Genomic DNA, 25,800 nt, shown 5'->3' with positions numbered 1-25,800 from the left:
CAAATCCGTTGGCAGCGCGCGGACGAGCACCCATAGGCTTCGACCCGGCCGGAAAGGCGGGGTGAGCCGGAGAGGCGGGGGTGAACAGCGTGAAAGAGCGGTTGCGAAAGCTGTACGTGGACGGGCGGGAGTTCGTATGGAGGGGCCGGATCCACCACGTCGCCGGTGAGCGTGACCGTCACAGATGCGTTCGCGTGCGCGTTTGGGGCGCAGGGAAGAACAGCCGGGCGCTCCAGGTGGACCTGTTGTCCAAGGCGGTCCTGCCGTGGGGCTGTGCGACCGATTCCAGCTATCCGTGCCCCAAGGACGTACGAACGGTCATCGACTATGCCCTGACGCACGGTTGGGAGCCCGGCCTCACCGGCGGGACGTTCTTCCTGAGCGAGAGCGAACACGCTTCCGCGTTCGAACTGGCCGACTTCCTGCTCACCGACCGCCTTCGGGACGAAGGCGCACCCGACCCGACCACCCGGGTGTTCCGCGCCTTCGACGAGAACGCCAGTGCTGCCGCCGGCGGGCCGCCCTGATGCACGTGACCGGCCCCATGCCGCGGAACGTCACCGGCCAGGGCGGTGACGCGCTCTGGTGGCGCACCCCCGGAGCCCGCGGTTGATGTCGGCGGTCCAGGTTCTCGCCGAGCCGCACACGACGGTGCGCCACGGGCCGAACGGAAGCTCGTGGCGCACCGGTGTGGTCGGCCGCGACCGGTGTGGTCAGGCGTGACCGGTGTGGTCAGACGCGAAAGGCGTCGGACCTCACTACCTCGGGTTCCACTGCGTGGTGCAGTACGCGGGGATCCAGCCGCTGACTCGTCCGTAGGTCACGTGGACCCACGCGTCGCTCGACTTGTCGCAGAGCTTGTAGGACTCGCCGTCCAGGCCGGTTCCGGTGTCGTCGTCGGCGCAGCCCGACTTGCCCTTGGGAAGCGTGCCGTTGACGGTGGCCTTCAGCTTCCTGTGCGCGCGGATGTTCACGGTCTCCCTCGCTGTCAGCTTGGAACAGGAGGTGCTGACTGAGGCGGCGTCAGCCTTTCCGGCCGAGCTGGGAGTTCCGGCAGTGGCGACTCCGCTGCTCAGGGAGGCGACCAGGGCGGCTCCGGTGATGCAGGCCGCTGCCAGTTTGCGCATGTTCATGGGTGATTCCCCGTGGAGATCGATGGCGGATCTTAATGCTCTGGAGCAAGCGTTAAGGGGTTCGTCACGCTATCCGGGCGTGGGCACGTCATGCAATGCGCCCCCGTCGGGGCAGGCGGCGAGCCCGGCGCCCGGCCCGGGGGTCTACCGAGTGCTTGAGCCGACGGCCGGGTTCTTCAGGACCTCGATCACGCTCGCGTAGCTGTCGGAGCCGTGTCCTGCGGCTTTGGCCCGTTCCATGGCGGATTTCAGGAGTGCGGGCAGGGCGTTGTCGATGCCGCGGGCCGCCGCGGCGTGAATGAGATGGCCGATGGCCGTGATCTGCACGTCGACGGTGGCGTCGTCGCCCGGGTAGCGGCCGGCGTCCACCTGGGGCGCGTAGGCGGTCAGGAAACCGGCCACGGCGGTCAGCCAGCGGATCGCGACCGGGGTGAAGGCCGTGGCCTGCGTCTTCTCCGCGCCGACCAGCGCGGTGCCGTGCAGCCAGCCGGTCATGGTGGACCACATCAGGCCGAGCAGGGCGGCGTCGTAGAGGGAGGCCAGGCCCGGGTCGGTGCCCAGGTGCAAGGGGTCCCCCAGGGACGCCAAGGTCGGACGGTGGGCTTCGAAGACGGCGTCCGAACCGCTGTAGAGGAACATCATCTCGGGGCTGCCGACCCCCGGCGGGGTGGTCATGATCGCGCCGTCGAGATAGTCGGCGGCGTGCGACCGGGCCCACGCGGCGGCCTCGTGGGCCTGCTCCGGGGAACCGGAGGTGAGGTTGACCAGGACCTTGCCCGCGAGCGAGCCGGCGACGGGGTCGAGGACGGTGTACAGCGCCTCGTAGTCCAGTACGCAAGCGATGGTCAGCGGGCTCGCCGCGATCGCCTCCTCGGGCGTCGCGGCCAGGCGGGCTCCCCGGTCGACCAGCGACCGGGCCTTGTGCGCCGAGCGGTTCCACACGGTGGTCTCATGGCCCCGCTCCAGCAATACGGCGGCCAGCGCCGAGCCCATCGAGCCCAGCCCGATGACGGTTACCGCCGGGTGATCGGAATTCATGCCACAACTCCCTCTACAGCTACGGATGTCCGCCTGCGCGGCGGTTGGTCGCGTAAGGAAGAAGATCGCAGCGCGTGGCGGCCGGAGACAGTGACACTGGTGACGGCAACCACCAAATTCCTGCCATACCCTTCGAGCCATGAATCCTGGCTCCGTCGCCGTGGTCGTGACAGAGGACATCGGCGTTCCCTCATGGGATCTGTACGAGTTGAGCATCCCCTGCACCGTCTTCGGGAAGCCGCAGCCCGACCTTGCCGATCCCTGGTACGACCTGCGGCTGTGCGGTACGGGGGAGCGCCGGCAGGACAGCTCCGCGATCGAGACCGGGCTGTCCCTGCGGACCCGCCACGGGCTCGATGACCTGGTCGGCGCCGACACGGTCATCGTGCCCTCGGTGCCCGACCCTTGCGTCGACGAGGGCAGGCCACTGCCCCGGGCGCTGCTCACAGCCCTGCGCCACGCCCACGACGCGGGCGCCCGCATGGTGTCCCTGTGCACCGGTGCCTTCGCACTCGCCGAGGCGGGGCTGCTCGACGGACGACGCGCCACCGCCCACTGGATGCACACCGCTCAACTGGCCGAGCGTTACCCGAAGGTAGGAGTCGACGACTCGGTGTTGTACGTGGACGACGGTGACGTGCTCACCAGCGCCGGGCTGACCGCCGGTCTCGACCTCTGCCTCCATCTGGTACGCCGCGACCTGGGCGCACACGTCGCCAACCAGCTGGCCCGCCGGATGGTGGTGCCCGCCCACCGGCCCGGCGGCCAGGCGCAGTTCATCGACCTGTCCGTGCCGGCCGCCGACGAGGGGAGCCTGGGGCCCGTACTGGACTGGGCCCGCACTCACCTGGACCAGCCCCTGACGGTGGAGGACCTGGCACGGTGCGCGGCGATGAGCCCGCGGACCCTCCACCGGCGACTCCAGGCGGCCACCGGGACGACTCCACTCCAGTGGCTCCTCACCCAGCGCCTGGGACGAGCCCAAAGCCTGCTGGAATCAACAGACTTGCCGATCGAGAAGGTCGGGGAGCTGAGCGGCCTGGGCACGGCGAACAACCTCCGCCACCACTTCCTCAAACAGCTGGGGGTGTCGCCGAGCGACTACCGGCGGGCCTTCCCCCGGACAGCGCCCGAGCCGCCCCTCCCCGCTTGAGGGCCCGGCCCGGGGGAGAGGGCCGACAGCGGACCGACCACGGCACGGCCGAGGTCCCGGTGACGCCAAGGACGACGGGGCCGGACCGGACCTGGACCTGGAGACCCGGACCTGGACCCGGACCCGGAGTGGCGGAAGGTCGGGACGCACGGGGGCGAACGAGACCGGGGTGAGTCCGGTCGTGCGAGCGGACACCCGGCGTCGTCCGGCAGCCCCGGGCCCCCGCGGCACGCCGTGACCGAGGCCCGCGCGAGAGCCGACGATCCGCCCTGCTCATGGCAGACTCTTCGCATATTCCCCTGATTTACGCTCTTCGGCGTAATGCAGGACAGTTCGCACGATCAACTCCCGTCTCTCGCGATGTGCTGTGCGGCGATGTCACCGAGGAAGCCGACGGCTGCCGACCCCGGTACGCGGCGGCTGCGGCCTCGTGGAGAGTGCGGAAGCGGCCGGGAAGGACGCACGATGCATGCCGACAAACTCGCGATCTACCTCAACGACCATCTCGCCGGAGCCACCTTCGGCGTCGGTCTCGCGCGTCGGATCGCCCGCCGGCAACGGGATGCGGCACCCGGCGCCGACCTGGAGCGCCTCGCCGCGCAGGTCACGGAGGACCGGCGGGCTCTGCTGGCGATCATGGACGAACTCGGGGTGCCCGCTCGCCGGTACAAGATCTACGGCGGGTGGGCGGCCGAGAGGCTGGGGCGCCTGAAGCCGAACGGAGCGCTGTACCGGCGCTCCGGACTGAGCACCCTCATCGAGCTGGAGGCCATGCGCGTGGGCGTGGAGGGGAAGGCCCTCGGCTGGCGCACCCTGCTCATGGTGGCCCAGCGGGAGGGCGGGCTGGACGAAGAGCGGGTCAGGGCGCTGCTGGACCGGGCCCTCGGGCAGATCGAGACGCTGGAGACGCTGCGCCTCGCCGCGGCGGCGGCGAACTTCTCCGCCGATCCCGCCGGCTCCGCCAATTCCGCCGACTCCCCCGATCCCGCCGACGGGCACAGCCTCACTCCGGGCGCCCGCTGAGACCGAGAGGAAAGGACCGGCGCGACGGCCCACGTACATGCCGAAGAAAAATCCGAACGCCCGCTCCTCCGTGGCGAGCCGACTGTGCCGCACATTTCTCCACTCCCTCGTCCGCCGCGGGTGGAGGAGCGCCAGCGACCTTGAGCTGGGTTCGCGCTCCCTGGGCTTCGCCGCGCTCGGGTTCCTCACACTGGTGCCACTGCTGCTCGTGATCTCCTCGGCCGATCAGGAACGCGGCCGGGGGCTCGCGCAGTGGCTGGGGGAGGCGCTCGGCCTGTCGAGTACTTCAGGAATGCAGGTCGAGGAGCTGTTCGCGCGGCCCGATCAGGTCCTGCGCACCACGACCGCCTTCGGGATCGCCACCCTCGCCCTGTTCGGCCTGCCCTTCGGCACGGTGGTGCAGACCGGCTACGAGAAGGTGTGGTCCCTGCCTCCCGCCCACTGGCACGCGAGATGGCGGCATGCCGTCTGGCTCGGAGGCCTCGTCGGATACCTCTTCGTGTCCGCCACCACCGGACTGTGGCGGGGCTCCTCGATCGACACGACTGCCGCGTCGCTGAGCGCGGTTCTGTTCTTCTGGTGGTCGCAGCGCTTCCTGCTCAGCGGACGCGTCCGCTGGGGTGCCCTGCTGATCGGCGCGGTGGTGACCGTGATCGGGCTCCTCGGCCTCAGAGTCTTCTCCCGGCTGGTCTTCTCGCCGCTGATCGCGTCGAGTGCCGTTTCCTACGGCTCTATCGGAACGGTCCTCGTCCTCCAGTCCTGGCTTGTGGGTGTGGGGGTCGTCGTCTTCGGCGGCGCCCTGCTCGGCCGTCTGCTGCACGAAGAAGTCCCCCGTGTCATGAGCGCGTTGAGGCGGGCGCGGCACCGCAAGCGCGGAACGCCCCCGCCGAGCTGACGCCCGGCACCCGACCGTTCGCCCCCGGGGCCCCGGGCTACCGGCCGGTCCGGGGTGTGGCTGTGTCAGGGAACCGGCGCGGTGCGTGGTCTGCGACGAGGAGTTGGTGCAGGCGGGCGAGTGCCGCGATGAGGGTGCCTCGCTCTTTGTCGTCCACCTTGGCCAGGGCGTTGTCCAGGGCCTTGTCGGCGCGTCCGGCGCGGCGCTGTTCGCTGGCGGTGCGGATGGCCTCGGTGAGGTCGACCAGGGTTTTGCGGCCGTCGGCTGGGTCGGCCGCGGTGGCGACCCAGCTACGGCCGGCCAGGTTCCGCACGCTCGTGGAGACGCGGCTCTGGGCCAGGCCGGTGCGCTTGGCGATGTCCCCCACGGCGCTGCGGCCGTGCAGGAAGAGGTCTTGGAGGACCAGGAACTCGCCGGGGGCTATATCGAGTGCGTCGGCGCCCATGTCCTCAAGGGCGATCTCGGCCAGGCGGCGGCCGAGTTGATACAGGTCGCTCATCTCCATCCCTCCAAGATACATCTCTCGGTATGCATCTTAGAAGATGCATCTTGACAGATGAATCTGTTGAGATGCATCTTTAGAGATGTAGATGGGCGGCAAGCCCGACGAACCACTGGAGAACACCATGAGCCTCAGCGACTACCTGCTCTACACCGGCGTGTTCATCGCGATCCTCGCCACCCAGCTCGGCACACGACGCCCGGACGCCAGGCGGCTGCTACTGCCCGTCGCGATCGTCGCGGGCGTCGGCTTCAAGTACCTCAAGGAAATCCCCTCCGGGAGCACGGCCCACCTGATCGAGGCGGCCGGGCTCGCGGTCGGCCTGCTGTTCGGTCTGGCCTCGATCGCCCTGATCCAGGTCCGCCGCGACCCGGCCGACTCCCGCCTGGTCACCGTCGCAGGCTGGCCCTACGCCGCGCTGTGGACGGTCGCGATGGCCCTGCGCATGGCCTTCGCCTACGGCTCGACCCACTGGTTCACCCACGCCCTGGCGACGTTCTCGATCGAGCACCGGGTCCCGGCCGCCACCTACGGCACCGCGTTCGTCCTCATGGTCCTGGCCATGATCACCGTCCGGACCGTCGGCGTCCTCATCCGCGCCCGTCTCGCAGGCGCCACCGTCGACTTCGGCGCGCTGCACATCGCCCGCCGCTTCGCCCGCTGAGCCGGTCTGCCGGTACTCCGGCCGTGCCTACGCCGAGCTGGGCAACCCGGTGCGCACCGTGGGCGCGCTGCTGTACCGCAGCGCTGCGCTGGAACCTCAGCCAAAGACAGCCCGCCACGACGGCGGGGGGCCGAACGATCAGGCGCGCGATGGCTCGCCGCACCGGCCATCCAGCTCAGCCAAGCAACCCGGAGACAGCGGAGGTGGATGGTGGGCAACTCGGAACTCATGCGGACAGACACCGGCCAGGAGTTCGATCACGAACCGGGCCATCACAACCTGTGCCGAGCCCGGGCGGCGGATGATCTAGCACCACATCCCTGCCGCACTGCTGTCGTCCGCAGTCGTTGATGTCAGCGCTGATTGCCAACTGGCGCCGACTTCCGGCTCTTGATCGACCCAAGCCAAGGGCGGGACGGCTGCTGAGGTCGTTCGCGCCCGACAGGGGGCATCGTCGGGTCAGCCCCTTCCTCGTCGAGTACGAGGCGGGCGGCTTCCGTGAAGTCTTTCATCTTGGCGATGAACTCGAAGCCGACGTCTGCGAGGGCTGACGCCGCTTGGGCGTGCTCGTCTGACGGGTCGCCGAACTGCTGGTGCATCGCGATCGCATGGCGAAGCGGCTTGATGAACCGATGCGCACATCGGACTACCTCTTGCGAGGAAGGGATCAGGAGTTGCGGGCCCTCCAGCGATACATGCACGCCCAAGTAGTCGAGCTTGTCGACCTCTTGGTGGAAACCATCCATGTCGAGGGTGTGTGAATCCCGGTACCTCCCCGTCGCCCTCTCGACGGCACGTGCCTGTGCGACGAAGTCCGCGTACGCCTTACTGCGCGGCTCGCGGCGCTCCCGGATGTGCTCGACCCGTAGCTGACGTTTCGCCTGCGCGTCCTGAGCCTCCAACTGGCGCTGCGTGGCCCTGGCTGTCCACAGGCCCGTGACGAAAGCCGCACCGCCGGTGCCCAACGCCCCTACGGCTGCCCCCAAGATCGCTGCGATGCCTGAATCCACGTCGACAGTCTGCTCGACTCCGTCCACCACTGCTCAGTACTCCCCCGTAGATCGCCGTGGGGTTCGTTCCGCATTAGTCTTGAACGTTCGCGATCACTTCTGTTTCCCACCGAGGGTGCGAACGAGGAGCAATCATGGCGCTGCATCGTTCCCGCCGACTGGTCCTGAAGGAGTACGACTGCGCGGAACGGTTCGCCGTCATGGCGGCCGAAGGGGGCTGGTCGTCCGCTGGGGAACTGCCTGCCGAGCCCGCGACGGGCACGCCGCGACGGTCGTCGTGGCAGCTCTGCTCGGGGGTGTTCGTCACCTTGTTCCAAGCTTCTGAGCGCCGACTCGCTTACGTGGCCGTGATGAGCATGCTCGGCCGGCGTTCAGCCCGGTGAGGCTGGGCGGAGGATACGAGATTCGAACTCGTGAGGGGTTGCCCCCAACACGCTTTCCAAGTCTTCGTCCGAAGGTACGGCGGGGTGCTGGTGCATCCTGACCTGCGGTCGAGCAGTGATGCGGAGGCGCTGCGGACAGGGCTGGACGGGGGTGAACGCAACCAGAACTGCAACCACTCCGAGTCCGTCAGAAGCGCCGGCGAGCCGGGGTGAAGCCCTGGTGTTCAAGGAAGCGCTCCATGGCGGGAGAGCGGTCGCTGGGCCTTGCACTGATCGCCATGGACCGGGCCCCCCGGGTCACTTCGCAGTGGCCCGCTCGATCCAGTCGCGGTGGGCGGTCAGGTCGGTGTAGATGCCGGGGCCGGTGGCACACTTCGGATCGGCGTCGCCGTCGCGGCTGGTCGCCCCGATCAGTTCCCACTTCCCGGGACGGCCCTTGATCTGCGGCCCGCCGGAGTCGAGGATGCACGCTTGCGCGTTCTTGGTGGGGCTGTCGGTGCACAGCTCGTCGTCCGCGTTGTAGTTCTCGCTGCACCGTCCGTCGGGGACGATGTTGGTGTCCAGTTCCTGCAACTGGATCGGCGGGTTCGGGCAATCGCTGCCGTCCTCGCAGGTCATTCCCCAGCCGAGGATCCGAGTGCCGGTACCCGCCGGTGCGGATTCAGTGGCCAGCTTGATGGGCTTCGCGTCCACGGGGTGGTCCAGTTTCATGACGGCCACGTCGTTGCGGAACGGCTCGTAGGAGAAGTCCGGGTGCGCGATGACCTTGGTGACCTTCGCTTCGGCGCCCTTCGTACGATCGTGGTCGCCGACCCGCACGGAAAGCTGCTTGGGCTTGACGTTCACCGTGCAGTGCCCGGCGGTCACGACCCAGTCCCGTTTGATCAGGGAAGCTCCGCAGTAGTGCTTGCCGTCCTTCTGCACGCTCGCCATGAACGGGTACTCCGAGGTGGCTTTGTGTCCCCCGATGATCGCCGATGCGGACGGTGTCACTGCCATGGTGAGCGCGACCGCGATCACCCCGGCCACCGCGCACAGTGCCGCCTTGCCGCGCTTGATCATCTGTCCTCCTGCGTCTCGTCCCACGATTCGGTCACGCGCAGAGCTCAGAACGGGGCCGGAACGGGACCGGCTTGGGGAGGCCCCGCGATCCCGTCCGCCGCACAGACCGCTCGGTCCTGGCTGTACGGGCAGGCCGCGCCGAAGGCGCACCCCCTGCGTGATCAGCTCGCCGGCGCTCTCCTCTGTCCTCGCGAACTCCTGGATGCGAACATCCGCATCAGGCCCGGCAGGACCCGACGCCGTCGATCCTGTCCTGGTCGGCACCCTCGGCACATCGTCCTTTCCGCTCGGGCGGACTGCCCGAAAGTCGTACGGCACGGAGACTGGATCACGTACTGCGGGACGACCGTGAGGTGACGGAGCGACGGGGAACTCGGCGACGACGCCTCCGCCGAGGCCGTCCCGGATCCGGTTACGGCCCGACGGGGATGCGGGAACGCGTGATGCTGACGGGCCGATCACTGTGCGTTGGGCGTACCGGGACGGCGGATACTGTGCAGGTGATGTTGCCCGTAGACGGACGAGGTCGGTGGCGTGAGTGACCGTCAAGGTGGTCCTGCTCGACGATGAGGAGTTGGTGCGCAGGGGCATCCGGATGATCCTCAACGCCGAGCCGGACATCGAGGTGGTCGCCGAAGGCGATGACGGCTCCGTGGCAATGGACCTGGTGGCCGAGCACTGCCCGGACGTGGTGCTGACCGACATCCAGATGCCCCGCGTCGACGGCCTGGAGGTCGCCCAGCAGCTCGCCGCGCTGCCCGACCCTCCCGCCGTCGCGGTGCTCACCACCTTCGACGTTGACGAATACGTCTACGCGGCACTCCAGCACGGCGCGGCGGGGTTCCTGCTCAAAGACACCTCGTCGCGCGAGCTGACCGACGCGGTACGGGTCCTCGCGCGCGGCGAGGCGATGCTCTCACCGCGCATCACCACCAAGCTGCTGGCCGCCTTCGCCACCGGCGCGGCGGGTGCGCAAGCGCGATCGCGGATGGCGGAGCTGACCGCCCGCGAGCGCGAGGTCGCCATGGCAGTCGCCCAGGGCCACAGCAACTCCGAGATCGCCACCGACCTGTTCGTGAGCCAGTCCACGGTCAAGGTCCATCTCACCCGGATCATGACCAAGCTCGACGCCGCCAACCGCACCCAGGTGGCGCTCATCACCCACGACGCCGGACTGACCTGAACGCCTCACTCGCCGACGACGTCGACGACGTCGACGAACGGCAGTCGGCATGATCACCGAGTGCCGCGGTCCGTCGAACACGGCGTAGGGCGGCTCGCAGAGGCGGGTGCTCTGCCGGGCGCCATGGGCCCCGGCAGAGTCACGCTCCGGTTGCGGGCGCTCCGGCCACCGACACGGGCAGCGCGACCTCGATACCGAAGCCGCCGTCACCGGTGGGCCCGGACTCGATGGTGCCTCCGGCCAGGCGGACCCGCTCCGTCAGGCCGATCAGCCCGTGCCCCCCGCTGGGCAGCAGAGGCGCACCGTCGGCAGTCGTCTCGGCGGACCTCTCCGGAGGGCCGTTGACGATCCGTACCCGCACGGTTCGCGGGCCGAATGCGAGGTGAATCTGCGTCGTGGCGCCCGGGGCGTGTTTGTGCACGTTGGTCAGTGCCTCCTGCACGACCCGGTGTGCGGCACGCTCGACCGGCTTTGCCAGCGGCTGCGGCGTGCCCTCGACGAGCACGGTGACGGGCAGCCCGGCGGTCCGCGAGCTGTCGGCCAGCTCGGTGATCCGGTCGACGGCAGCGCCGGGCGCCGGCCGCCGCTCGGCCGACGCGGCAGGATCGTGCGCCGCGGCCTCCGACCCGTCCTTGGCAGCATCGCCTCCCGCGGGTGCCGGTGGCTCCCCGGCCCCGGCGGCCGGGCCATCGGCCGGGCCGTTCCTGAGCAGCCCCAGCATCTCGCGGAGTTCGGTCAGTGCGCGCCGACCGGCCGTCTGGATGATCTGTGCGGCCTCGCCCGTCGTCTGCGGGTCGTGCGCGACGGCGCCGAGCGCGTTGGCGTGTACGACGATCAGACTCACCTGGTGGGAGACCACGTCGTGCATCTCTCCCGCGATGCGCCGGCGCTCCTCTTCCCGCGCGGCCTCGGCGACGAGCCGCTGTTCCCGCTCGGCGTGCTCAGCGCGTTCGACGAGACCGGCGACGACGGCGCGCCGTTGGCCCACGTAAAGCCCCAGCAGCAGTGGCAACAGGCAGGAGAAGACGAAGTTGACCGTGAACCAGGTCACCACTGTCCGGAGGCTGGACCATGCTGCCGCGTCCCAGGGCGCGAGGACCACGAGCCCGATACCGGCCGAGGCCCAGACGGTCCGACGGCTGTGCGGGCCGCGGTAGGCGCCCTCCGCGTAGTAGGCGAGGGGCGTGGCGAAAGGCGAGACCTGGAGGACCTTGGCGACCAGTGCGACGGCGAGTACCAGCTCGGGGGCCCGGCGCCGCACGAGCAGCGGCAGCGCGCTCACCCCGGCGATCAGCAGGTTCGCCCAGGGAGCGGCCGGTCCCAGGTAGGGATTCTGGAAGCTGCCCAACACCGCGAGCAGCAACGCGACGACCGTCAGCACCAGGTCCGCAGCGCGCGCCGGCAGGAGGGGCGCGCGCGGTACGGGCCGCGCCGTGAGGCTCTGCGTTGTGCCCCCGTCGCCGGGAGGCAGGAGCGCCCGGTTGCGCAGCGTGTTCCCGAGCTGGCGGGTGCGACTGGTGGTTCTCACCCGGCGAGGATAGAAGGCGCTGCCGGACCGGAATCCGGCGGAGGTCCGTCGTGCCCGGTCGGTGCCCGATCCGGCCCCGCTCTCTGCGTGCCGGTGACCGGTGGAATGCCTCATCAGGCACGACAGAGGCCACCGACACGGATCGACCGGACCGTCTTCTCCCGGCCGGTGCAGGCCGCTTCGCCGATGCCTACTGGGACGACGGCCCGCAGGACCCGGCGCCAACTGCAACCAAGAACGACGTAGGGCCCCACCGGCGAACCGGTGGGGCCCTACGTTCAGCCCGGTGAGGCTGGGCGGAGGATACGAGATTCGAACTCGTGAGGGGTTGCCCCCAACACGCTTTCCAAGCGTGCGCCCTAGGCCACTAGGCGAATCCTCCGCCGCAAACTGTACAAGACTCCGAGGAGTGCTCGCGAACTCGTATCCGGTGGTCGGGATCGGGTACTGTTGGCGCAGCCCCTCACGTGGCGCTATCTGACTGAACTCCCCCAGGGCCGGAAGGCAGCAAGGGTAGGTTGGCTCTGGCGGGTGCGTGGGGGGCGTTCGCGTTCCCTGGGGCGTTTGTGTGAGCGGGGCCACTTGGGCCCACATGTCGGTGGGCGCCTATATCGTCGGGGGTGTGTCGTCCCTCGCCCTGTACCGCCGCTATCGCCCCGAGACCTTCGCCGAGGTCATCGGGCAAGAGCATGTGACCGACCCCTTGCAGCAGGCGCTGCGCAACAACCGTGTCAACCACGCGTATCTCTTCAGCGGCCCGCGCGGCTGTGGGAAGACGACCAGCGCGCGCATCCTGGCCCGCTGTCTCAACTGCGAGCAGGGGCCGACCCCGGCCCCCTGCGGTGAGTGCCAGTCCTGCCGCGACCTGGCGCGGAACGGGCCCGGGTCGCTCGATGTGATCGAGATCGACGCCGCCTCGCACGGTGGTGTGGACGACGCCCGCGAGCTGCGCGAGAAGGCGTTCTTCGGGCCCGCCTCCAGCCGCTACAAGATCTACATCGTCGACGAGGCGCACATGGTGACCCCCGCGGGGTTCAACGCGCTGCTGAAGGTCGTCGAAGAGCCGCCGGAGCATCTGAAGTTCATCTTCGCGACGACGGAGCCCGAGAAGGTCATCGGGACCATCCGGTCGCGCACCCATCACTACCCGTTCCGGCTCGTGCCTCCCGGGACGTTGCGTGACCACCTCGCCGAGGTGTGTGAGCGCGAGGCCATCCCCGTCGAGGAGACGGTGCTGCCGCTGGCCGTACGGGCCGGGGCCGGGTCCGTTCGGGACTCGATGTCGGTGATGGACCAGTTGCTCGCCGGTGCCGGCGAGGACGGTGTGACGTACGCCATGGCCACCGCGCTGCTCGGCTACACGGACAGCGCGCTGCTGGACGACGTCGTCGACGCCTTCGCGGCCGGGGACGGCGCCCGCACCTTCGAGATCGTCGACCGGGTCATCGAGGGCGGGCACGACCCGCGCCGCTTCGTCGCCGACCTGCTGGAGCGGCTGCGGGACCTGGTCATTCTGGCGGCCGTGCCGGATGCCGTGGAGAAGACGATGATCGACGCTCCCGGCGACGTCCTGGAGCGGATGCGTGCCCAGGCCGCGGTGTTCGGCGCCGCCGAGCTGAGCCGCGCCGCCGATCTGGTCAACACCGGGCTGACGGAGATGCGCGGCGCGACCTCGCCGCGGTTGCAGCTCGAGCTGATCTGCGCGCGCGTGCTGCTGCCCGCCACCTATGGGGACGAACGGTCGGTACAGGCGCGGCTGGACCGGCTGGAGCGGGGCGTGGCGTTGGGCGCCGGGGGCAGCGGCGGGACCGGTGCCGGTGCCGGTGGTGGATTTGGGGCTGGGACTGGGGCTGGTGTTGGTGGGGGGCCCGGGGTGGCTCCTGCTCCTGCTCCTGCTCCTGCCTCCACCCCTGTGGCTGCCTCCTCCGCCCCTGGCGCCGTTGATGGCGGTGCGTCCGTGCCGCCGGCCGCCGCACCCGCCCCGTCGGCTGACGTCCCTGCTCCCGCACCCGCCGAACCCGCACCCGCCGAACCCGAGCCCGCGCCCCCGTCCGAGCCGGCGCCCGAGCGGCGGCCCGGTGCCTGGCCGGGGGCCGCCGCGCCCGGTAGCGGCGGTGCGGGTGGCGGGGCCGGGGAGTCCGGGGAAGGGCGTCGGCCGGGGGCCTGGCCGGGCGCCTCCGCTGCCTCGTCCGCCCCCGCCGCGTCCCCCGCCCCCTCCGTGCCCGCCGCTCCCGCCCCCGCCGCGCCCGCGGCTCCCGTCGCTTCCGGCGGGGCCGGTGCCGGGGGTGACCCGGCGCAGATCCGGCAGATGTGGCCGCAGATTCTGGAGGCGGTCAAGAACCGGCGCCGCTTCACCTGGATCCTGCTCAGCCAGAACGCGCAGGTCGTCGGGTTCGACGGCAAGACGCTCCAGGTCGGGTTTCCGAACGCGGGCGCGCGCGACAGCTTCGCCAACGGCGGCAGCGACGAGGTGCTGCGCCAGGCGCTCAGCGACTCGTTGGGCGTCCAGTGGCAGGTCGAGGCAATCGTCGACCCCTCGGGAGGCGGGTCGGGAAGCGGTTCGGGGGGCGGTGGTGCGGCGGGCCCTAGCGGGCCCGGGAGCACCGGGGGCGGATTCGGGACGGCGACGGGTGCCGGTGCCGGAGTGCGCGCGACGATGACGGCTCCCGCGCCGGCGGCGCAGCCGCCGCAGCAGTGGGCGGCTCCCTCGGCCGCGCCAGCCGTCCCGGCCCCGGGGGCGCCCGGGGGTGACAGCGCGCAGAGACCTTCCCCGGCGGGCGGAGCGCAGTCCGCCCACGCGGGACCGTCGGCCCCGGCCCCGGCGTCCGCCTCCGCGCCATCGGCGGCTCCCGGCCCGGCGTCCGCCCCGCCGCCGCCCGAGGCGGCCCCCGGAGCAGGGGCAGTGCCCCGCTCCGCGCCGCCCGGCATCGGGCTGGAGGACGACATGCCCGCCGAGGACGACCCCGACCTCGACGAGTCGGCGCTCTCGGGCCACGACCTCATCGTCCGCGAGCTGGGCGCGACGGTCATAGAGGAGTTCCAGCACGAGTGACCCGCCCCCGCCCCCGGGTCTGTCGGCCGCCCGGTGGCGGCGTGCCGGTGCGGCCTGCCCGTCTCGGCGACCCGTGTGGCACCCGCCTCGGCGACCCGTGTGGCCCGTGTCGGCAAGCCGTGAGGAGTCTCGGGGGCCGGGCCCTGGGGTGGGTGGAGAGCACGTAGGCTCGTAGCTCTGCAAAGTCGTCGAAAGAGCCAGGAGCGATGCCGTGATTCCCGGTGGTGGACAGCCCGATATGCAGCAGCTGCTGCAACAGGCACAGAAGATGCAGCAGGACTTGGCCGTGGCGCAGCAGGAGCTTGCCGAGACGCCCGTCGAGGGCTCCGCGGGCGGTGGCCTGGTGAAGGCGACCGTGACCGGCGGGGGCGAGCTTCAGGGTCTGGTCATCGACCCGAAGGCCGTGGACCCGGAGGACACCGAGACGCTCGCCGACCTGGTGCTGGCGGCCGTCCGTGACGCGAACAACGCGGCGCAGGAGCTCCAGCAGCAGAAGCTCGGCCCGCTCGCCCAGGGCCTGGGTGGCGGCGGTATGCCGGGGCTCCCCTTCTGACAGCGGGGGCCCGCCTCGCCCGCCGGCGCGGGTTCTGACAGCGCGGGCCTGCCTCGCCCGCCCCGGCCGTTCAGGTCGCCCAGGTCGTTCCGGTCGCCGTGCTTCTTGCAGGTGGCTACCGGGGTCCCGTACGGGCAACTAACGTACGGAGAGCACAATCCCAGAAAGAGCAGGAGTGCATCCGTGTACGAAGGCGTGGTCCAGGACCTCATCGACGAACTGGGCAGGCTGCCCGGCGTCGGTCCCAAGAGCGCGCAGCGGATCGCTTTTCACATCCTCCAGGCCGAGCCGGCCGATGTGCGCCGTCTCGCACACGCGCTGACCGAGGTCAAGGAGAAGGTCAGGTTCTGCGCGGTGTGCGGCAATGTCGCGCAGGAGGAGCGGTGCAGGGTCTGCCTCGACCCCCGTCGCGACCCGGCCGTCATCTGTGTGGTCGAGGAGCCGAAGGACGTCGTCGCGATCGAGCGGACCCGTGAGTTCCGGGGCTGTTACCACGTGCTCGGCGGGGCGATCAGCCCCATCGAGGGCGTCGGCCCCGACGACCTGCGGATAAGAGAGCTCCTGACTCGTCTGGCCGACGGCACGGTCACCGAGCTGATCCTCGCGACGGACCCCAACCTGGAGGGCGAGGCGACGGCCACCTACCTCGCGCGGATGGTGTCCGCGCTGGGGCTGAAGGTGACGCGGCTGGCCAGCGGGCTGCCCGTCGGAGGGGACCTGGAGTACGCGGACGAGGTCACCCTGGGGCGGGCCTTCGAAGGAAGGCGGCTCCTGGATGTGTGACGCGAGGATTCCGGATGCCCGGATGCCGGACGCCCGGATGCGTCAGGCCCGCATCCGTAACGCCTGGATGTGTGCCGCGCGGCGGGGGAGCCACCACACGGACGCCCACACGCACGACGCCCATGACGAAGCGCGGACGCGCCAGCGTTCGACGCCGCGGGGCCCTCAAGGGGAGAAGGTTGCCCGATGTCCGATGCGACGCTGAACGCCATCAAGAACGATCCCGACGATTTCGCCGTCCAGATCAGCGACCAGGTCGAGAGCTTCATCGTCTCGGTCGCCGAGGTCGCCAAGGGCGACGACCCCGACAGCGCCGTGCCCTACCTCCTGCTGGAGGTTTCGCAGATCCTCCTCGCGGGCGGGCGGCTGGGCGCGCACGAGGACATCGTTCCCGACGAGCGCTACGAGCCGGACGTCGGTCCCGAGCCGGACGTGGACGATTTGCGCGAGCGTCTCGCCGCGCTGCTGGACCCGGTCGACGTCTACTCCGAGGTCTTCGACCCGTACGTGCCGCGCTCGGCGCCGGTCGCCTGCCGGATCTCCGACGACATCTCCGACGTCGTCACCGACCTGCGGCACGGCATGGCCCACTACCGCGCAGGGCGGGTGAGCGAGGCCCTGTGGTGGTGGCAGTTCTCCTACCTCTCCAACTGGGGCCCGACCGCCTCCGCCGCGCTGCGCGCCCTCCAGTCCCTGGTGGCCCACGTCCGCCTGGACACGCCCCTGGACGAGCTGGACGGGCTGGACACCGACAGCAACGCCACCGAGGACGGTGAGCTGGAGAGCGAGGCGGGCGCGGTGATGGCCGCCGAGATCGCCGCCCCGCTGGGCCTCAACAACGCCTGACGGGGATACCGGGCTCACCTGACGGGGATACCGCTCAGGGGCCCGGCTCCAGCTGGAGCCCCAAGTGGTCCTGGAAGGCTCTGTGCCCCTCGGGAGTCAGGGCGAGAGCCCTGGTGGTGCCGGTGGGTGTCAGCCACGCCCGCTCCAGCGCGTGCCCGCACAGCGCGGCGCCCACGGCGCCCGCCAGGTGGGGCCGCCGCTCGGTCCAGTCGAGGCAGGAGCGTACGGAAGGGCGCCGGGTGCCGGGAGGCACGGTGATCCCCAGCCTCGCGGCCCAGTCGGCGCCCTCCGGCGTGAGCCGCAGCCCCTGCTCCCAGTCGAGCAGCCCGCGCGCGGTCATCGCGTCGGTGACGGCGACGCCCACGGTGCCCGCGAGATGGTCGTAGCAGGTGCGGGCCCACGCGAGCGCGCGGCGCCGCCCGTCGGCCGAGAGCGTACGGGGCGGCCGTACGGGGCGTTCGGGCGCGAGTGACGCCAGGTTCTCCACCAGCGAGGCGATCCGCGGCCCGGCCAGCCGCACATAGCGGTGCCGGCCCTGCCGTACCTCGGTGAGCAGCCCGCCCCCGACGAGCGCGTTCAGGTGCGCCGTCGCCGTCGACGGCGCGACGCCCGCGTGCCGTGCCAGCTCGGTCGCCGTCCAGGCCCGCCCGTCCAGCAGCGCCAGACAGAACGTGGCCCGCGTCCCGTCCGCGAGCAGCCCGGCCATCGCCGCCAGCGCGGGGGCGACATCCCGTTCGGTGTCCATGCCCCGATTCTCGCGCGCGCCCGTTTCGCCGGTCGCCGAAGTGTTCACCGGCCATCTGTGAGCGGCCCCGGGCACGTGCGGGGGGCGCTCCCATTCGACTCGTCGCGTGCTCGTCTCACAGGTCTCACAGGTCTCACAGGCGACCCGGTGGCTGGTGGATTTCCCGCAGTCCCATCGCCGCGGGAGGCGGGAGAGGGCCGGTGTGCTGTGGCTGGAAAGCCTGGAAGAGGTAGGCGAGCAGGCGACGGGAGGCGGCGAGGGCGGTTTCCCGCGGTTGTCCGGCGAGGCCGCTGTTGGCCAGGAGCAGGAGGGTGATGTCGGCGGCGTCGAAGTCCTCGCGCAGCTGTCCGGCCTCGCGGGCACGCTGGACCAGCCGCGCCAGGCCGTCTTCGGCGCAGGCACGTTCGTGGGCGTAATCGAGGGCATCGGGGAACTGGGCCATGAATACGGCGCGGCTTCGAGGATGCGTTCCCGGTTGCGCCGGGCATCGGCGCGCAGGCCCGCCGGGGCCGTGTCGCGGGGCGCGTCGCCGACGTCCCCGGACGGTTTGTGAGATGGCTGAGCAGGCATGTCTCTCAGGCCGGCGGCGTCCGCGGCAAGCACGTCATCCAGATGATGTGAGCGGGCGAGGCGGATGTTCGGCAGCCGGTTGAAAATGTGGCGGACCTGTGCGGCGCCGGCCGGAGTTGCCCGACCCGGTAGGGGTCACGCCGGAGACGGAGAAGCTGAAGGACTACGCCCACCGAGCACCCCCGCCTCCCTGGCCGCCACCAGCCAGGAGGGGAACTCCGTCATCAGGCTTCGGTAGAGCGCGTCGTCGGACAGTTCCATGGGGGCGGGGCCCGCGGGGAAGAAGCCCGCGTTGTCGACGACGCGCTTGGCGGGGACCGGAAGCTCGTCGAGCTTGCGGAGGAAGTCGAACTGCTTGCTGTCCGTGTCGCCGAAGCCCACGAACTGCCAGAAGATCGGCAGCCGGGCCGCCGTGCACAGCACATGCTCGGCCGCCGTACGGGAGGTCGGGCCGCCGTCCGTCTGGAAGATCACCAGGGCGGGGTCCGTCGCGCCCGATGCCGTGTAGTGGTCGATGACCGCCTGCATGGCCAGGTGGTAGTTCGTGCGGCCCATGTGCCCGAGGCTCTCGTGGAGCGTGTCGATCCGGTTCTCGTAGGCGTCGACCCCGATCTCGGCGACGCCGTCCACCTCGGTCGAGAAGAAGACCACGGGCACCGTCCCGTCGTCGTCCAGGTGCGCGCTGAGCCCGAGGGCCTGCTCGGCGAGGTGCTGGGCCGTGCCGTCCGTGTAGTACGGGCGCATGCTGCCCGACCGGTCGAGGACGAGGTAGACGGCGGCCCGGCGGCCGGTCAGGCCGGCCTTTTCCAGGGAGATCTTCGCCGTCTTGTAGAGGTTCACGAGCCCGGGGGCGCGCGTGGTGAGCTGCTCCAGGCTGACGGCGGGGCCGGCACTGCCGTCGGTTGCGGTGCCGGCGGGGGCTGGGCGCTTCACGTAGTCGATGGCCACGGCGGTCTCCTCGGGCTGTGCGGGCGGGTAGCGGCACCGTACGGTGCGGGGCGCCCGGTGTCCCTGGGCCGTCGGGGCCCCTCGCGTTTTTTCGGCAGCCCTGGAGCGCGCGCCGGAGCCCACGGCGTGCGGGCGTCCCCGGGGCGGTCGTGGGGGTGGTGGTGGGGGTGGTCACAAGGTGAGCACGGTCACGTTTCCGTGTGGCGGGCGGCGCGGCGGGCAGGGGTTCGCTGGGCGGGTGCGGGACCCGCCCGATCGTTACACTGAGCCGATCAGTGGATCCCGCCCTTCCGGGCAGCGTCGCGCGGAGCGCAGGGGTCCCGCAGGATGATTTCGAGGAGCGAGCACACGTGGGCCTTGTCGTGCAGAAGTACGGCGGCTCCTCCGTTGCCGATGCCGAGGGCATCAAGCGCGTTGCCAAGCGAATCGTCGAAGCCAAGAAGAACGGCAAGCAGGTTGTCGTAGTGGTTTCGGCGATGGGTGACACGACGGACGAGCTGATCGATCTTGCCTCAGAGGTGTCTCCGGTCGCCTCCGGGCGCGAGTTCGACATGCTGCTGACCGCCGGAGAGCGGATCTCCATGGCCCTGCTGGCGATGGCGATCAAATCCCTCGGACACGAGGCGCAGTCGTTCACCGGCAGCCAGGCCGGACTGATCACCGACTCCGCGCACAACAAGGCGCGGATCATCGATGTCACCCCGGGCCGCATCAAGAGCTCGGTGGACGAGGGCAACATCGCCATCGTCGCCGGGTTCCAGGGCGTCTCCCAGGACAGCAAGGACATCACGACGCTGGGCCGGGGCGGTTCGGACACCACGGCCGTCGCGCTGGCGGCGGCGCTGGACGCCGAGGTCTGTGAGATCTACACGGACGTCGACGGCGTCTTCACCGCCGACCCCCGGGTCGTGAAGAAGGCGAAGAAGATCGACAGGATCTCCTTCGAGGACATGCTGGAGCTGGCCAGCTCCGGCTCCAAGGTGCTGCTGCACCGGTGCGTGGAGTACGCGCGCCGCTACAACATCCCTATCCACGTGCGGTCTTCCTTCTCCGGCCTGAAGGGCACGTGGGTCAGCAACGAGCAGCCGGACGGGCAAGGGGAAGAGTCGATGGAGCAGGCGATCATCTCGGGTGTCGCGCACGACACCTCCGAGGCGAAGGTCACGGTCGTCGGAGTGCCGGACAAGCCGGGTGAAGCCGCGGCGATCTTCCGCGTGATCGCGGATTCCGAGGTCAACATCGACATGGTCGTCCAGAACGTGTCCGCCGCCTCCACGGGGCTGACCGACATCTCCTTCACGCTGCCCAAGTCCGAGGGCAAGAAGGCCATCGGCGCGCTGGAGAAGTCGCAGGGCGCGATCGGCTACGACTCGCTGCGCTACGACGACCAGATCGCCAAGATCTCGCTGGTCGGCGCCGGGATGAAGACGAACCCCGGGGTCACCGCGTCGTTCTTCGAGGCGCTGTCCAACGCGGGGGTCAACATCGAGCTGATCTCCACCTCCGAGATCCGGATCTCGGTCGTGACGCGCGAGGAGGCCGTCAACGACGCCGTCCGCGCGGTGCATACGGCCTTCGGCCTGGACAGCGAGACGGACGAGGCGGTTGTTTATGGGGGGACGGGGCGGTAGTTGCCCCGTGGGGCGCGTTTTCGGCTGCGGGTGCTCCCCCAAGCTCCTCGAGCAGGGAGGTACCCCCAGGCTGGGCGCGCCCACGCGGCGGAGCCGCATATGTCACGGCCCCGCGCCCCTTCGGGGCGCAATGCGCGCCCGGCGTGCTTCGGCCTCTGGCCATAGTGGTGTTCGCTGACGGACAATTTCGCTCCCCGTCCCTGCAACCGGCAGGCTGACGGGGAGCGTCTTTGGTTCGCCATCAGGCTTCGCGCGCTGTGGGGGGCGCGGCCCAGACCCGGGCCTGGTGAACGGGGCGCTGAGGTAGCCGAAAGCTGGTACGTATGAGGGCATATGAAGTGTTTCCCGGCACACTGCCTTTCGCGTACAACCCTGACGGGGGGAAACGTGTCAAACAGGTGTGGCAGAGGTACTCGGAATCGCAACGGCCCCTGGCGGCCCCGGCGCCAGCGCCGGAGGCATGCCTGTGATCGCGCCCTGGCCTGCCGCTCGGCCCGCACGCTTGCCCGGACAGCGTGGGGATACTGACGACGCGATGGCAGCGGGCACCACAGTCGACCACCTGACCGAGACCTATCGCGCCCACTACAAGTCCCTCCTCGGGCTCGCGGCGCTGCTGCTGGATGACACCGCCTCGTGCGAGGACGTCGTCCAGGAGGCGTTCATCCGCGTGCACTCGGCGCGCAAGCGTGTGCGGGACCCTGAGAAGACCCTCGCCTACCTACGGCAGACGGTCGTGAATCTGTCCCGCTCCGCGCTGCGCCGTCGCATCCTCGGGCTGAAGCTGCTCTCCAAGCCGATGCCCGACATGGCGAGCGCCGAGGAGGGGGCCTATGAACAGCTCGAACGGGATCAGTTGATACAGGCGATGCGTGGCTTGCAGCGGCGTCAGCGGGAAGTGTTGGTGCTGCGCTATTTCGCCGACATGACCGAGGCGCAGGTGGCCAAGACGCTCGGCCTCTCGCTCGGCTCCGTGAAGGCGTACGGATCCCGTGGCATCGCCGCCCTGCGTACTGTCATGGAGGCCACGTCATGAGTGAGGGCCTGAACCGCCCGCGCGGTGACGGGGGAGACGACGAGCACGGAGAGCGCGCCGAGCAGCAAGAGCGTGCCGAGCGCGACGAGCGTGCCGAACAGCAAGAGTGCGCTGAGCACGGTGAGCAGGACATGCACCGCGAGTCCGAGGCCGACGAGCGTGCGGAAGGCGAAGAGTCCGCGGGGGCCGAAGAGTCCGCGGAGGGTGCCTCGCTGGACTCGGCCGAGGAGACGCTCAGGGAGCTGCTGCGCAACAGCGTGCGCGACCTTGAGCCGTCCCCCGACACCCTCAATCATCTCCAGCGGGCCGTTCCCGCGCGCCGGGTGCACCGTCGCCAGGCGCTGGTCGGCGCGGCGGCGGCCGTGCTCGTCGTGGCCGTCGGCGTGCCCGCGCTCTTCCTCGGCGGGGTGGTGCCCGGCGTCGGCGACGAGAGGCACCCGCTGACCGCCTCCAGCAGCCAGGGACAGAGCCACGGCCCCGAGGGCGGCTCCGGCGCCGACGGCGGCAAGGACAAGGACCAGGACAAGGGCGGCAAGGGCGAGGGCAAGGACAAGGGCGGCAAGGGGGACGGCGGCGCCGACCCGTCACCCTCCGGCGGTCCCGGCAACGGCAGCGCCGACCCCGACGACGCGCTCACCGCCAGCGCGCCCTCCTGCGGACGCGACCAGCTCGGCCAGGCCTCGGCCCAGGCCGGCTCGCCCGACGGCCAGGGCAAGGTCTACGGCAGCTTCCGGGTCGCCAACACCTCCTCCGACGCCTGCACGGTGGAGGGCGAGGGCATGGTCGGCGCGTCTGTGCAGGGCACCGAGCGGGCGCGCGTCACGGTCGCTGACCACACCACGGGCGACCCGGCGCCGGGCCTCGGCAATCCGGGGATCGCCAGCAACGAGGTGGTGCTCAAGCCGGGCGCGGCCTACGTGGTGAAGTTCGCGTACGTGCCCAACGGCGGCTGCGACAACGACCCGCCCGCCACCAACAGCGCGCAGAACGACAACGGGGCGACCACGCCCAGTGCCGGCAGCGACAGCGGCGGTGACGGCGGCGGCGGGGACAACGGCGCGGGCGGCGCGGTCGGCACTCCCGGCGAGAACGGCTCCGGCGGCGATCCGCCCGACGACAGCAGCGTGGTGCTCACGCACACCCCCGAGGGCGGCTCGCCCGCCATAGCGGACACCCGGGTCGAGGGCGGCTGCGGCGGCACGGTCTACCGCACGGGCATCATCCCGGCGGGCTGACCTGACGGTCCCCCCCGGACGTGGTTATGTCGTCACCCCCTTGACCGGTGACCATTTTTTGCGGACGCCGTAGGTGAGCCTTGCCGACGCGGCGCGTGGCCCGTGAATTCCTGGACGGACCCCGGACGTCCGGCCTGTCACAGGCTGCACGTACCGTGGGGGCGTGTACCGGTTTCTGCTCACCCCGCGGTGGTGGGGGATCAACATCCTGGCCGTTCTGGCGATTCCGGTCTGTCTGCTGATGGGGAGCTGGCAGCTCAGCCGGTTCGACGACCGGGTCGAGAACCATCAGCAGCAAGAGAAGCAGGCCGACTCGGCGGCGCACGCCAAGGCGAGCCCGCTGGCCCGGCTGCTGCCCGTCACGGAGGACACCGTCGGGCGCACCGCGGAGGTCACCGGCCGCTTCGACGCCGCACACCCGCTGCTGGTGCCCGGCCGTACGGTCGAGGACGAGAAGGGCTTCTACGTCCTGTCCCTGCTGCGCACCGACGGCGCCGGCCGTGCCGACGGCACCGGCCGCAAGGGGAAGGGCGAGAGCGCGAAGGCGCTGCCCGTCGTGCGCGGCTGGCTGCCCGGCGGCGCCGACCCCGCGAAGGTGCCGCCGCCGCCCAAGGGCGAGGTGAGCGTCAAGGGGGTGCTCCAGGCATCCGAGTCGCAGAACGACGCGGCCGAGGGTGCCACCGGCGGACTGCCCGACGGGCAGCTCGGCTTCATCAGCGCCGCGGCCCTCGTCAACGTCGTCCCCTACCGGGTGCAGGACGCGTGGCTCACCGAGCAGCACACCGACAAACCGCTGAGGCCGGTGCCGCCGGTAGCGCCCGACAACACCGGCCTCGATATGAAGGCGTTCCAGAACCTCGGCTACACGGCGCAGTGGTTCGTCTTCGCCGGGTTCGTGGTCTTCATGTGGTTCCGCTTCTTCCGCATGGAGGCGGAGGTCGCCAGGGACACGGCCCTCGGTCTCATTCCGGGCGGGCCGGAAGAGCCGGGCCCCCTCCCGGAGCAGGCCGCGGAAGATGACGCAGCGCGAAGTCGATCTCCAGCCTGACCTGCTTGATCCGCTCCTCCACGACGAGCGAGCCGTGCCCGGCGTCGTAGCGGTAGACCTCGTGCGGGTGGCTTCGCTCCGCCAGCCGCGTCACGTAGTTCTCGACCTGACGGATCGGGCAGCGCGGGTCGTTGACCCCGGCGGAGATGTAGACGGGGGCGCGCACCTTGTCGACGTAGGTGAGCGGTGAGGACGCCTCGAAGCGCTCCGGCACCTCCTCGGGGGTGCCGCCCAGCAGCGTCCTGTCCATCGACTTCAGGGCCTCCATCTCGTCGTGGTAGGCCGTGACATAGTCCGCGACCGGCACCGCCGCCAGGCCCAGCGCCCACGCCTCGGGCTGGGTACCGAGGCCCAGCAGCGTGAGGTATCCGCCCCACGAGCCGCCCGCCAGCACCAGCCGGTCCGGGTCCGCGAGGCCCGAGCCGACGGCCCACTCGCGCACCGCGTCGATGTCCTCCAGCTCGATCAGGCCGATCCGGTGCTTGAGCGCGTCGGTCCAGGCGCGGCCGTAGCCGGTCGAGCCGCGGTAGTTGACGCGGACGACGGCGAAGCCGTGGTCCACCCAGGCGGCGGGCTGGCCCGCGAAGGAGTCGCTGTCGTGGTGGGTGGGGCCGCCGTGCACCTCGAAGACGGTCGGGAACGGACCCTCGCCCGCCGGCTTCTGCACCAGCGCGTGGATCCGCCCGCCGGGGCCCTCCACCCAGGCGTCCTCGACCGGCACCGAGCCCGGCGCCTTCATGCCCGGGGGATCCAGCACGGTCGCGCCCGTCGTCGAGCGGACCTGGGGCGGCTGCGCCGCCGAGGACCACAGAAACTCCACCGTGCCGTCCGGGCGGGCCGTCGCGCCCAGCACCGAGCCCGCCGGGGTCTCGACGCGGGTGCGCTCGCCGGATGCCAGGTCGTAGCGGAACAGCTCGTCGCGCGCCTGGTGGCTGTGGACGATCAGCAGCCCGCTCGCGTCCGGGTACCACTCGGCCGACACGTCGCCCGGCAGCCCCAGGTCCAGCTCCTTCGTGGTGCCGTCCGCCGGGTCCCAGATCATCGGCTCCCACCGGCCGTGCCGCTGGTGGCCGACCAGCAGCCGGGTGTCCCCGTCCACCGGGGCGAAGCCCAGCACGCTCAGGCCCAGCTCCTTGGTGCCGCCCTCGCTGTCGTCCAGCTCGGCGACCGTCGAGCCGTCGGCGCGCACGACGCGCAGCGCGGAGTGCATGGCGTCGCCGTGCTCGGTGTGCTCGATCACCAGCAGCGAGCCGTCGTGGGAGAGATCGCCCACCCCGGCCGACTCCGCGTGCCGGTAGATCTCCTCGGGTGCGGCGTCAGGGCGCACCACGTGGATGGTCGAGCCCTCCTCGTCCGTGGAGCGGCCGACGATCACCGTGCCGTCCCGGCCGATGGCCAGGCCCGCCGGGTACGAGGCGGCCAGCGGGGCCGCCGCCGGGGTGTCGGCGCCGCCGCCGAAGGGCTGGCGCATCCACACCCCGAACTCGTCCCCGTCGGTGTCGGAGAACCACCAGATCCACTCCCCGTCCGGCGTCAGCGCGCCGTCGGTGGTTCCGTTCGGCCGGTCGGTGACCTGCCGCTGCTCGCCGGTCGTACGGTCCCAGGAATACAGCTCGAACGTGCCCGTCGCGTTGGAGACGAACAGGGACCGGGCGGGCGCGTCCTCGGCCCACTCCGGCAGTGAGACGCGCGGCGCCCGGAACCGCTTCTCCCAGTCGGGCATCGGGCCGTCGGGCTTTGCGTTCTGATCCATGCGCCCATTGTGGCCCGGACCCCTCG

General features: G+C 70.8%; 25 protein-coding genes, 1 tRNA gene and 1 other RNA gene. 16 read left to right on the top strand and 11 right to left on the bottom strand.

What is annotated here, in order from left to right; translation table 11 throughout:
- Positions 1-194: 194 nt before the first annotated feature.
- The gene (locus OHB04_RS19400; RefSeq protein WP_326807902.1) at positions 195-527 is read left to right on the top strand and encodes a hypothetical protein; all 333 of its coding nucleotides are present in this window, start codon (positions 195-197) and stop codon (positions 525-527) included.
- Between the two features lie 231 nt (positions 528-758).
- Here the strand turns inward: OHB04_RS19400 and OHB04_RS19395 are convergent, their stop codons facing one another.
- Complete coding sequence (locus OHB04_RS19395) at positions 759-1,133, bottom strand: hypothetical protein (RefSeq protein ID WP_326688963.1); 375 nt, start codon at positions 1,131-1,133, stop codon at positions 759-761.
- A 144-nt stretch (positions 1,134-1,277) separates the two neighbouring features.
- Complete coding sequence (locus OHB04_RS19390) at positions 1,278-2,171, bottom strand: NAD(P)-dependent oxidoreductase (RefSeq protein WP_326688962.1); 894 nt, start codon at positions 2,169-2,171, stop codon at positions 1,278-1,280.
- Between the two features lie 160 nt (positions 2,172-2,331).
- On the opposite strand from OHB04_RS19390, the gene OHB04_RS19385 reads away from it, so the two are divergent.
- The 3 genes from OHB04_RS19385 to OHB04_RS19375 all read left to right on the top strand — a co-directional run bounded on the left by OHB04_RS19385 (position 2,332) and on the right by OHB04_RS19375 (position 5,242).
- Positions 2,332-3,324, top strand: coding sequence for a GlxA family transcriptional regulator (locus tag OHB04_RS19385; RefSeq protein WP_442815099.1), 993 nt, complete (start codon positions 2,332-2,334; stop codon positions 3,322-3,324).
- Between the two features lie 465 nt (positions 3,325-3,789).
- Complete coding sequence (locus OHB04_RS19380) at positions 3,790-4,347, top strand: hypothetical protein (protein ID WP_326807900.1); 558 nt, start codon at positions 3,790-3,792, stop codon at positions 4,345-4,347.
- 37 nt (positions 4,348-4,384) lie between these two features.
- Positions 4,385-5,242 (top strand): ribonuclease BN, encoded by an 858-nt coding sequence (locus OHB04_RS19375; protein ID WP_326688959.1) that lies wholly within the window; start codon positions 4,385-4,387, stop codon positions 5,240-5,242.
- 37 nt (positions 5,243-5,279) lie between these two features.
- Here OHB04_RS19375 and OHB04_RS19370 read toward each other — a convergent pair whose 3' ends face one another.
- Positions 5,280-5,747, bottom strand: a complete 468-nt coding sequence (locus tag OHB04_RS19370) for a MarR family winged helix-turn-helix transcriptional regulator (protein WP_326688958.1) — start codon at positions 5,745-5,747, stop codon at positions 5,280-5,282.
- A gap of 85 nt (positions 5,748-5,832) precedes the next feature.
- Here OHB04_RS19370 and OHB04_RS19365 point away from each other — a divergent pair, with 85 nt between their 5' ends.
- Positions 5,833-6,408: a hypothetical protein gene (locus OHB04_RS19365; RefSeq protein WP_326688957.1), complete on the top strand. Its 576-nt coding sequence runs from the start codon at positions 5,833-5,835 to the stop codon at positions 6,406-6,408.
- A gap of 353 nt (positions 6,409-6,761) precedes the next feature.
- Here the strand turns inward: OHB04_RS19365 and OHB04_RS19360 are convergent, their stop codons facing one another.
- Entirely contained in the window at positions 6,762-7,418 is a 657-nt protein-coding gene (locus OHB04_RS19360) for a hypothetical protein (RefSeq protein ID WP_326688956.1), read from the bottom strand.
- 134 nt (positions 7,419-7,552) lie between these two features.
- Here OHB04_RS19360 and OHB04_RS19355 point away from each other — a divergent pair, with 134 nt between their 5' ends.
- Positions 7,553-7,801, top strand: a complete 249-nt coding sequence (locus OHB04_RS19355; RefSeq protein ID WP_326688955.1) for a hypothetical protein — start codon at positions 7,553-7,555, stop codon at positions 7,799-7,801.
- Positions 7,802-8,098: 297 nt separating this feature from the next.
- Here the strand turns inward: OHB04_RS19355 and OHB04_RS19350 are convergent, their stop codons facing one another.
- The gene (locus tag OHB04_RS19350; protein WP_326807899.1) at positions 8,099-8,863 is read right to left on the bottom strand and encodes a S1 family peptidase; all 765 of its coding nucleotides are present in this window, start codon (positions 8,861-8,863) and stop codon (positions 8,099-8,101) included.
- A gap of 538 nt (positions 8,864-9,401) precedes the next feature.
- Here OHB04_RS19350 and OHB04_RS19345 point away from each other — a divergent pair.
- On the top strand, positions 9,402-10,046 hold the full coding sequence (locus tag OHB04_RS19345) for a response regulator transcription factor (RefSeq protein ID WP_326688953.1): 645 nt from the start codon (positions 9,402-9,404) through the stop codon (positions 10,044-10,046).
- A gap of 139 nt (positions 10,047-10,185) precedes the next feature.
- Here the strand turns inward: OHB04_RS19345 and OHB04_RS19340 are convergent, their stop codons facing one another.
- A complete protein-coding gene (locus tag OHB04_RS19340; protein ID WP_326807898.1) occupies positions 10,186-11,574 on the bottom strand; it encodes a sensor histidine kinase in 1,389 nt (462 codons plus the stop codon).
- Between the two features lie 297 nt (positions 11,575-11,871).
- Positions 11,872-11,956: transfer RNA gene (locus tag OHB04_RS19335), tRNA-Ser, on the bottom strand.
- A 72-nt stretch (positions 11,957-12,028) separates the two neighbouring features.
- Here OHB04_RS19335 and ffs point away from each other — a divergent pair.
- The 5 genes from ffs (at position 12,029) to OHB04_RS19310 (ending at position 16,808) form a co-directional block, all read left to right on the top strand.
- Positions 12,029-12,127, top strand: an RNA gene (gene ffs, locus OHB04_RS19330) — signal recognition particle sRNA small type.
- Positions 12,128-12,196: 69 nt separating this feature from the next.
- Positions 12,197-14,626, top strand: coding sequence for a DNA polymerase III subunit gamma and tau (locus tag OHB04_RS19325; protein WP_326807897.1), 2,430 nt, complete (start codon positions 12,197-12,199; stop codon positions 14,624-14,626).
- A 211-nt stretch (positions 14,627-14,837) separates the two neighbouring features.
- Positions 14,838-15,179: a YbaB/EbfC family nucleoid-associated protein gene (locus tag OHB04_RS19320; protein ID WP_326688929.1), complete on the top strand. Its 342-nt coding sequence runs from the start codon at positions 14,838-14,840 to the stop codon at positions 15,177-15,179.
- A 183-nt stretch (positions 15,180-15,362) separates the two neighbouring features.
- The gene (gene recR, locus OHB04_RS19315; protein ID WP_326688928.1) at positions 15,363-15,962 is read left to right on the top strand and encodes a recombination mediator RecR; all 600 of its coding nucleotides are present in this window, start codon (positions 15,363-15,365) and stop codon (positions 15,960-15,962) included.
- A 186-nt stretch (positions 15,963-16,148) separates the two neighbouring features.
- Positions 16,149-16,808: a DUF5063 domain-containing protein gene (locus tag OHB04_RS19310; RefSeq protein WP_326688927.1), complete on the top strand. Its 660-nt coding sequence runs from the start codon at positions 16,149-16,151 to the stop codon at positions 16,806-16,808.
- A gap of 34 nt (positions 16,809-16,842) precedes the next feature.
- On the opposite strand, the gene OHB04_RS19305 is transcribed toward OHB04_RS19310, so the two are convergent.
- The 3 genes from OHB04_RS19305 to OHB04_RS19295 form a co-directional block, all read right to left on the bottom strand.
- Positions 16,843-17,553, bottom strand: a complete 711-nt coding sequence (locus OHB04_RS19305) for an ArsR/SmtB family transcription factor (RefSeq protein WP_326688926.1) — start codon at positions 17,551-17,553, stop codon at positions 16,843-16,845.
- 133 nt (positions 17,554-17,686) lie between these two features.
- Complete coding sequence (locus OHB04_RS19300; protein ID WP_326688925.1) at positions 17,687-17,995, bottom strand: hypothetical protein; 309 nt, start codon at positions 17,993-17,995, stop codon at positions 17,687-17,689.
- 263 nt (positions 17,996-18,258) lie between these two features.
- Positions 18,259-19,071: a vWA domain-containing protein gene (locus tag OHB04_RS19295; RefSeq protein ID WP_442814881.1), complete on the bottom strand. Its 813-nt coding sequence runs from the start codon at positions 19,069-19,071 to the stop codon at positions 18,259-18,261.
- A gap of 350 nt (positions 19,072-19,421) precedes the next feature.
- Here OHB04_RS19295 and OHB04_RS19290 point away from each other — a divergent pair, with 350 nt between their 5' ends.
- The 4 genes from OHB04_RS19290 to OHB04_RS19275 all read left to right on the top strand — a co-directional run bounded on the left by OHB04_RS19290 (position 19,422) and on the right by OHB04_RS19275 (position 24,021).
- Positions 19,422-20,702 (top strand): aspartate kinase, encoded by a 1,281-nt coding sequence (locus OHB04_RS19290; protein WP_326688924.1) that lies wholly within the window; start codon positions 19,422-19,424, stop codon positions 20,700-20,702.
- A 460-nt stretch (positions 20,703-21,162) separates the two neighbouring features.
- Entirely contained in the window at positions 21,163-21,738 is a 576-nt protein-coding gene (locus OHB04_RS19285; RefSeq protein ID WP_326688923.1) for a SigE family RNA polymerase sigma factor, read from the top strand.
- The gene (locus OHB04_RS19280) at positions 21,735-22,973 is read left to right on the top strand and encodes a hypothetical protein (protein ID WP_326807896.1); all 1,239 of its coding nucleotides are present in this window, start codon (positions 21,735-21,737) and stop codon (positions 22,971-22,973) included. The genes OHB04_RS19285 and OHB04_RS19280 overlap by 4 nt, the downstream gene beginning before the upstream one ends.
- 163 nt (positions 22,974-23,136) lie before the next feature.
- A complete protein-coding gene (locus OHB04_RS19275) occupies positions 23,137-24,021 on the top strand; it encodes an SURF1 family protein (RefSeq protein ID WP_326807895.1) in 885 nt (294 codons plus the stop codon).
- Here the strand turns inward: OHB04_RS19275 and OHB04_RS19270 are convergent.
- Positions 23,936-25,774 (bottom strand): S9 family peptidase, encoded by a 1,839-nt coding sequence (locus OHB04_RS19270; RefSeq protein WP_405804806.1) that lies wholly within the window; start codon positions 25,772-25,774, stop codon positions 23,936-23,938. The genes OHB04_RS19275 and OHB04_RS19270 overlap by 86 nt on opposite strands.
- Positions 25,775-25,800: the final 26 nt, after the last annotated feature.

This window comes from Streptomyces sp. NBC_01775, assembly GCF_035917675.1.
Lineage (GTDB): Bacteria > Actinomycetota > Actinomycetes > Streptomycetales > Streptomycetaceae > Streptomyces.
Note: the sequence above shows the minus strand (reverse complement) of the source record. Positions and strands in the feature narration are given on the sequence as shown.

Excerpts from the sequence above, each read along its gene's own strand:
- OHB04_RS19375 (WP_326688959.1), top strand. The coding sequence starts at position 4,385 with ATGCCGAAGAAAAATCCGAACGCCCGCTCCTCCGTGGCGAGCCGACTG.
- OHB04_RS19305 (WP_326688926.1), bottom strand. The coding sequence starts at position 17,553 with ATGGACACCGAACGGGATGTCGCCCCCGCGCTGGCGGCGATGGCCGGG.
- OHB04_RS19370 (WP_326688958.1), bottom strand. The coding sequence starts at position 5,747 with ATGGAGATGAGCGACCTGTATCAACTCGGCCGCCGCCTGGCCGAGATC.
- OHB04_RS19395 (WP_326688963.1), bottom strand. The coding sequence starts at position 1,133 with ATGAACATGCGCAAACTGGCAGCGGCCTGCATCACCGGAGCCGCCCTG.
- OHB04_RS19355 (WP_326688955.1), top strand. The coding sequence starts at position 7,553 with ATGGCGCTGCATCGTTCCCGCCGACTGGTCCTGAAGGAGTACGACTGC.
- OHB04_RS19310 (WP_326688927.1), top strand. The coding sequence starts at position 16,149 with ATGTCCGATGCGACGCTGAACGCCATCAAGAACGATCCCGACGATTTC.
- OHB04_RS19285 (WP_326688923.1), top strand. The coding sequence starts at position 21,163 with ATGCCTGTGATCGCGCCCTGGCCTGCCGCTCGGCCCGCACGCTTGCCC.
- OHB04_RS19300 (WP_326688925.1), bottom strand. The coding sequence starts at position 17,995 with ATGGCCCAGTTCCCCGATGCCCTCGATTACGCCCACGAACGTGCCTGC.
- OHB04_RS19380 (WP_326807900.1), top strand. The coding sequence starts at position 3,790 with ATGCATGCCGACAAACTCGCGATCTACCTCAACGACCATCTCGCCGGA.
- OHB04_RS19350 (WP_326807899.1), bottom strand. The coding sequence starts at position 8,863 with ATGATCAAGCGCGGCAAGGCGGCACTGTGCGCGGTGGCCGGGGTGATC.
- OHB04_RS19390 (WP_326688962.1), bottom strand. The coding sequence starts at position 2,171 with ATGAATTCCGATCACCCGGCGGTAACCGTCATCGGGCTGGGCTCGATG.
- OHB04_RS19270 (WP_405804806.1), bottom strand. The coding sequence starts at position 25,774 with ATGGATCAGAACGCAAAGCCCGACGGCCCGATGCCCGACTGGGAGAAG.
- OHB04_RS19280 (WP_326807896.1), top strand. The coding sequence starts at position 21,735 with ATGAGTGAGGGCCTGAACCGCCCGCGCGGTGACGGGGGAGACGACGAG.
- OHB04_RS19365 (WP_326688957.1), top strand. The coding sequence starts at position 5,833 with ATGGGCGGCAAGCCCGACGAACCACTGGAGAACACCATGAGCCTCAGC.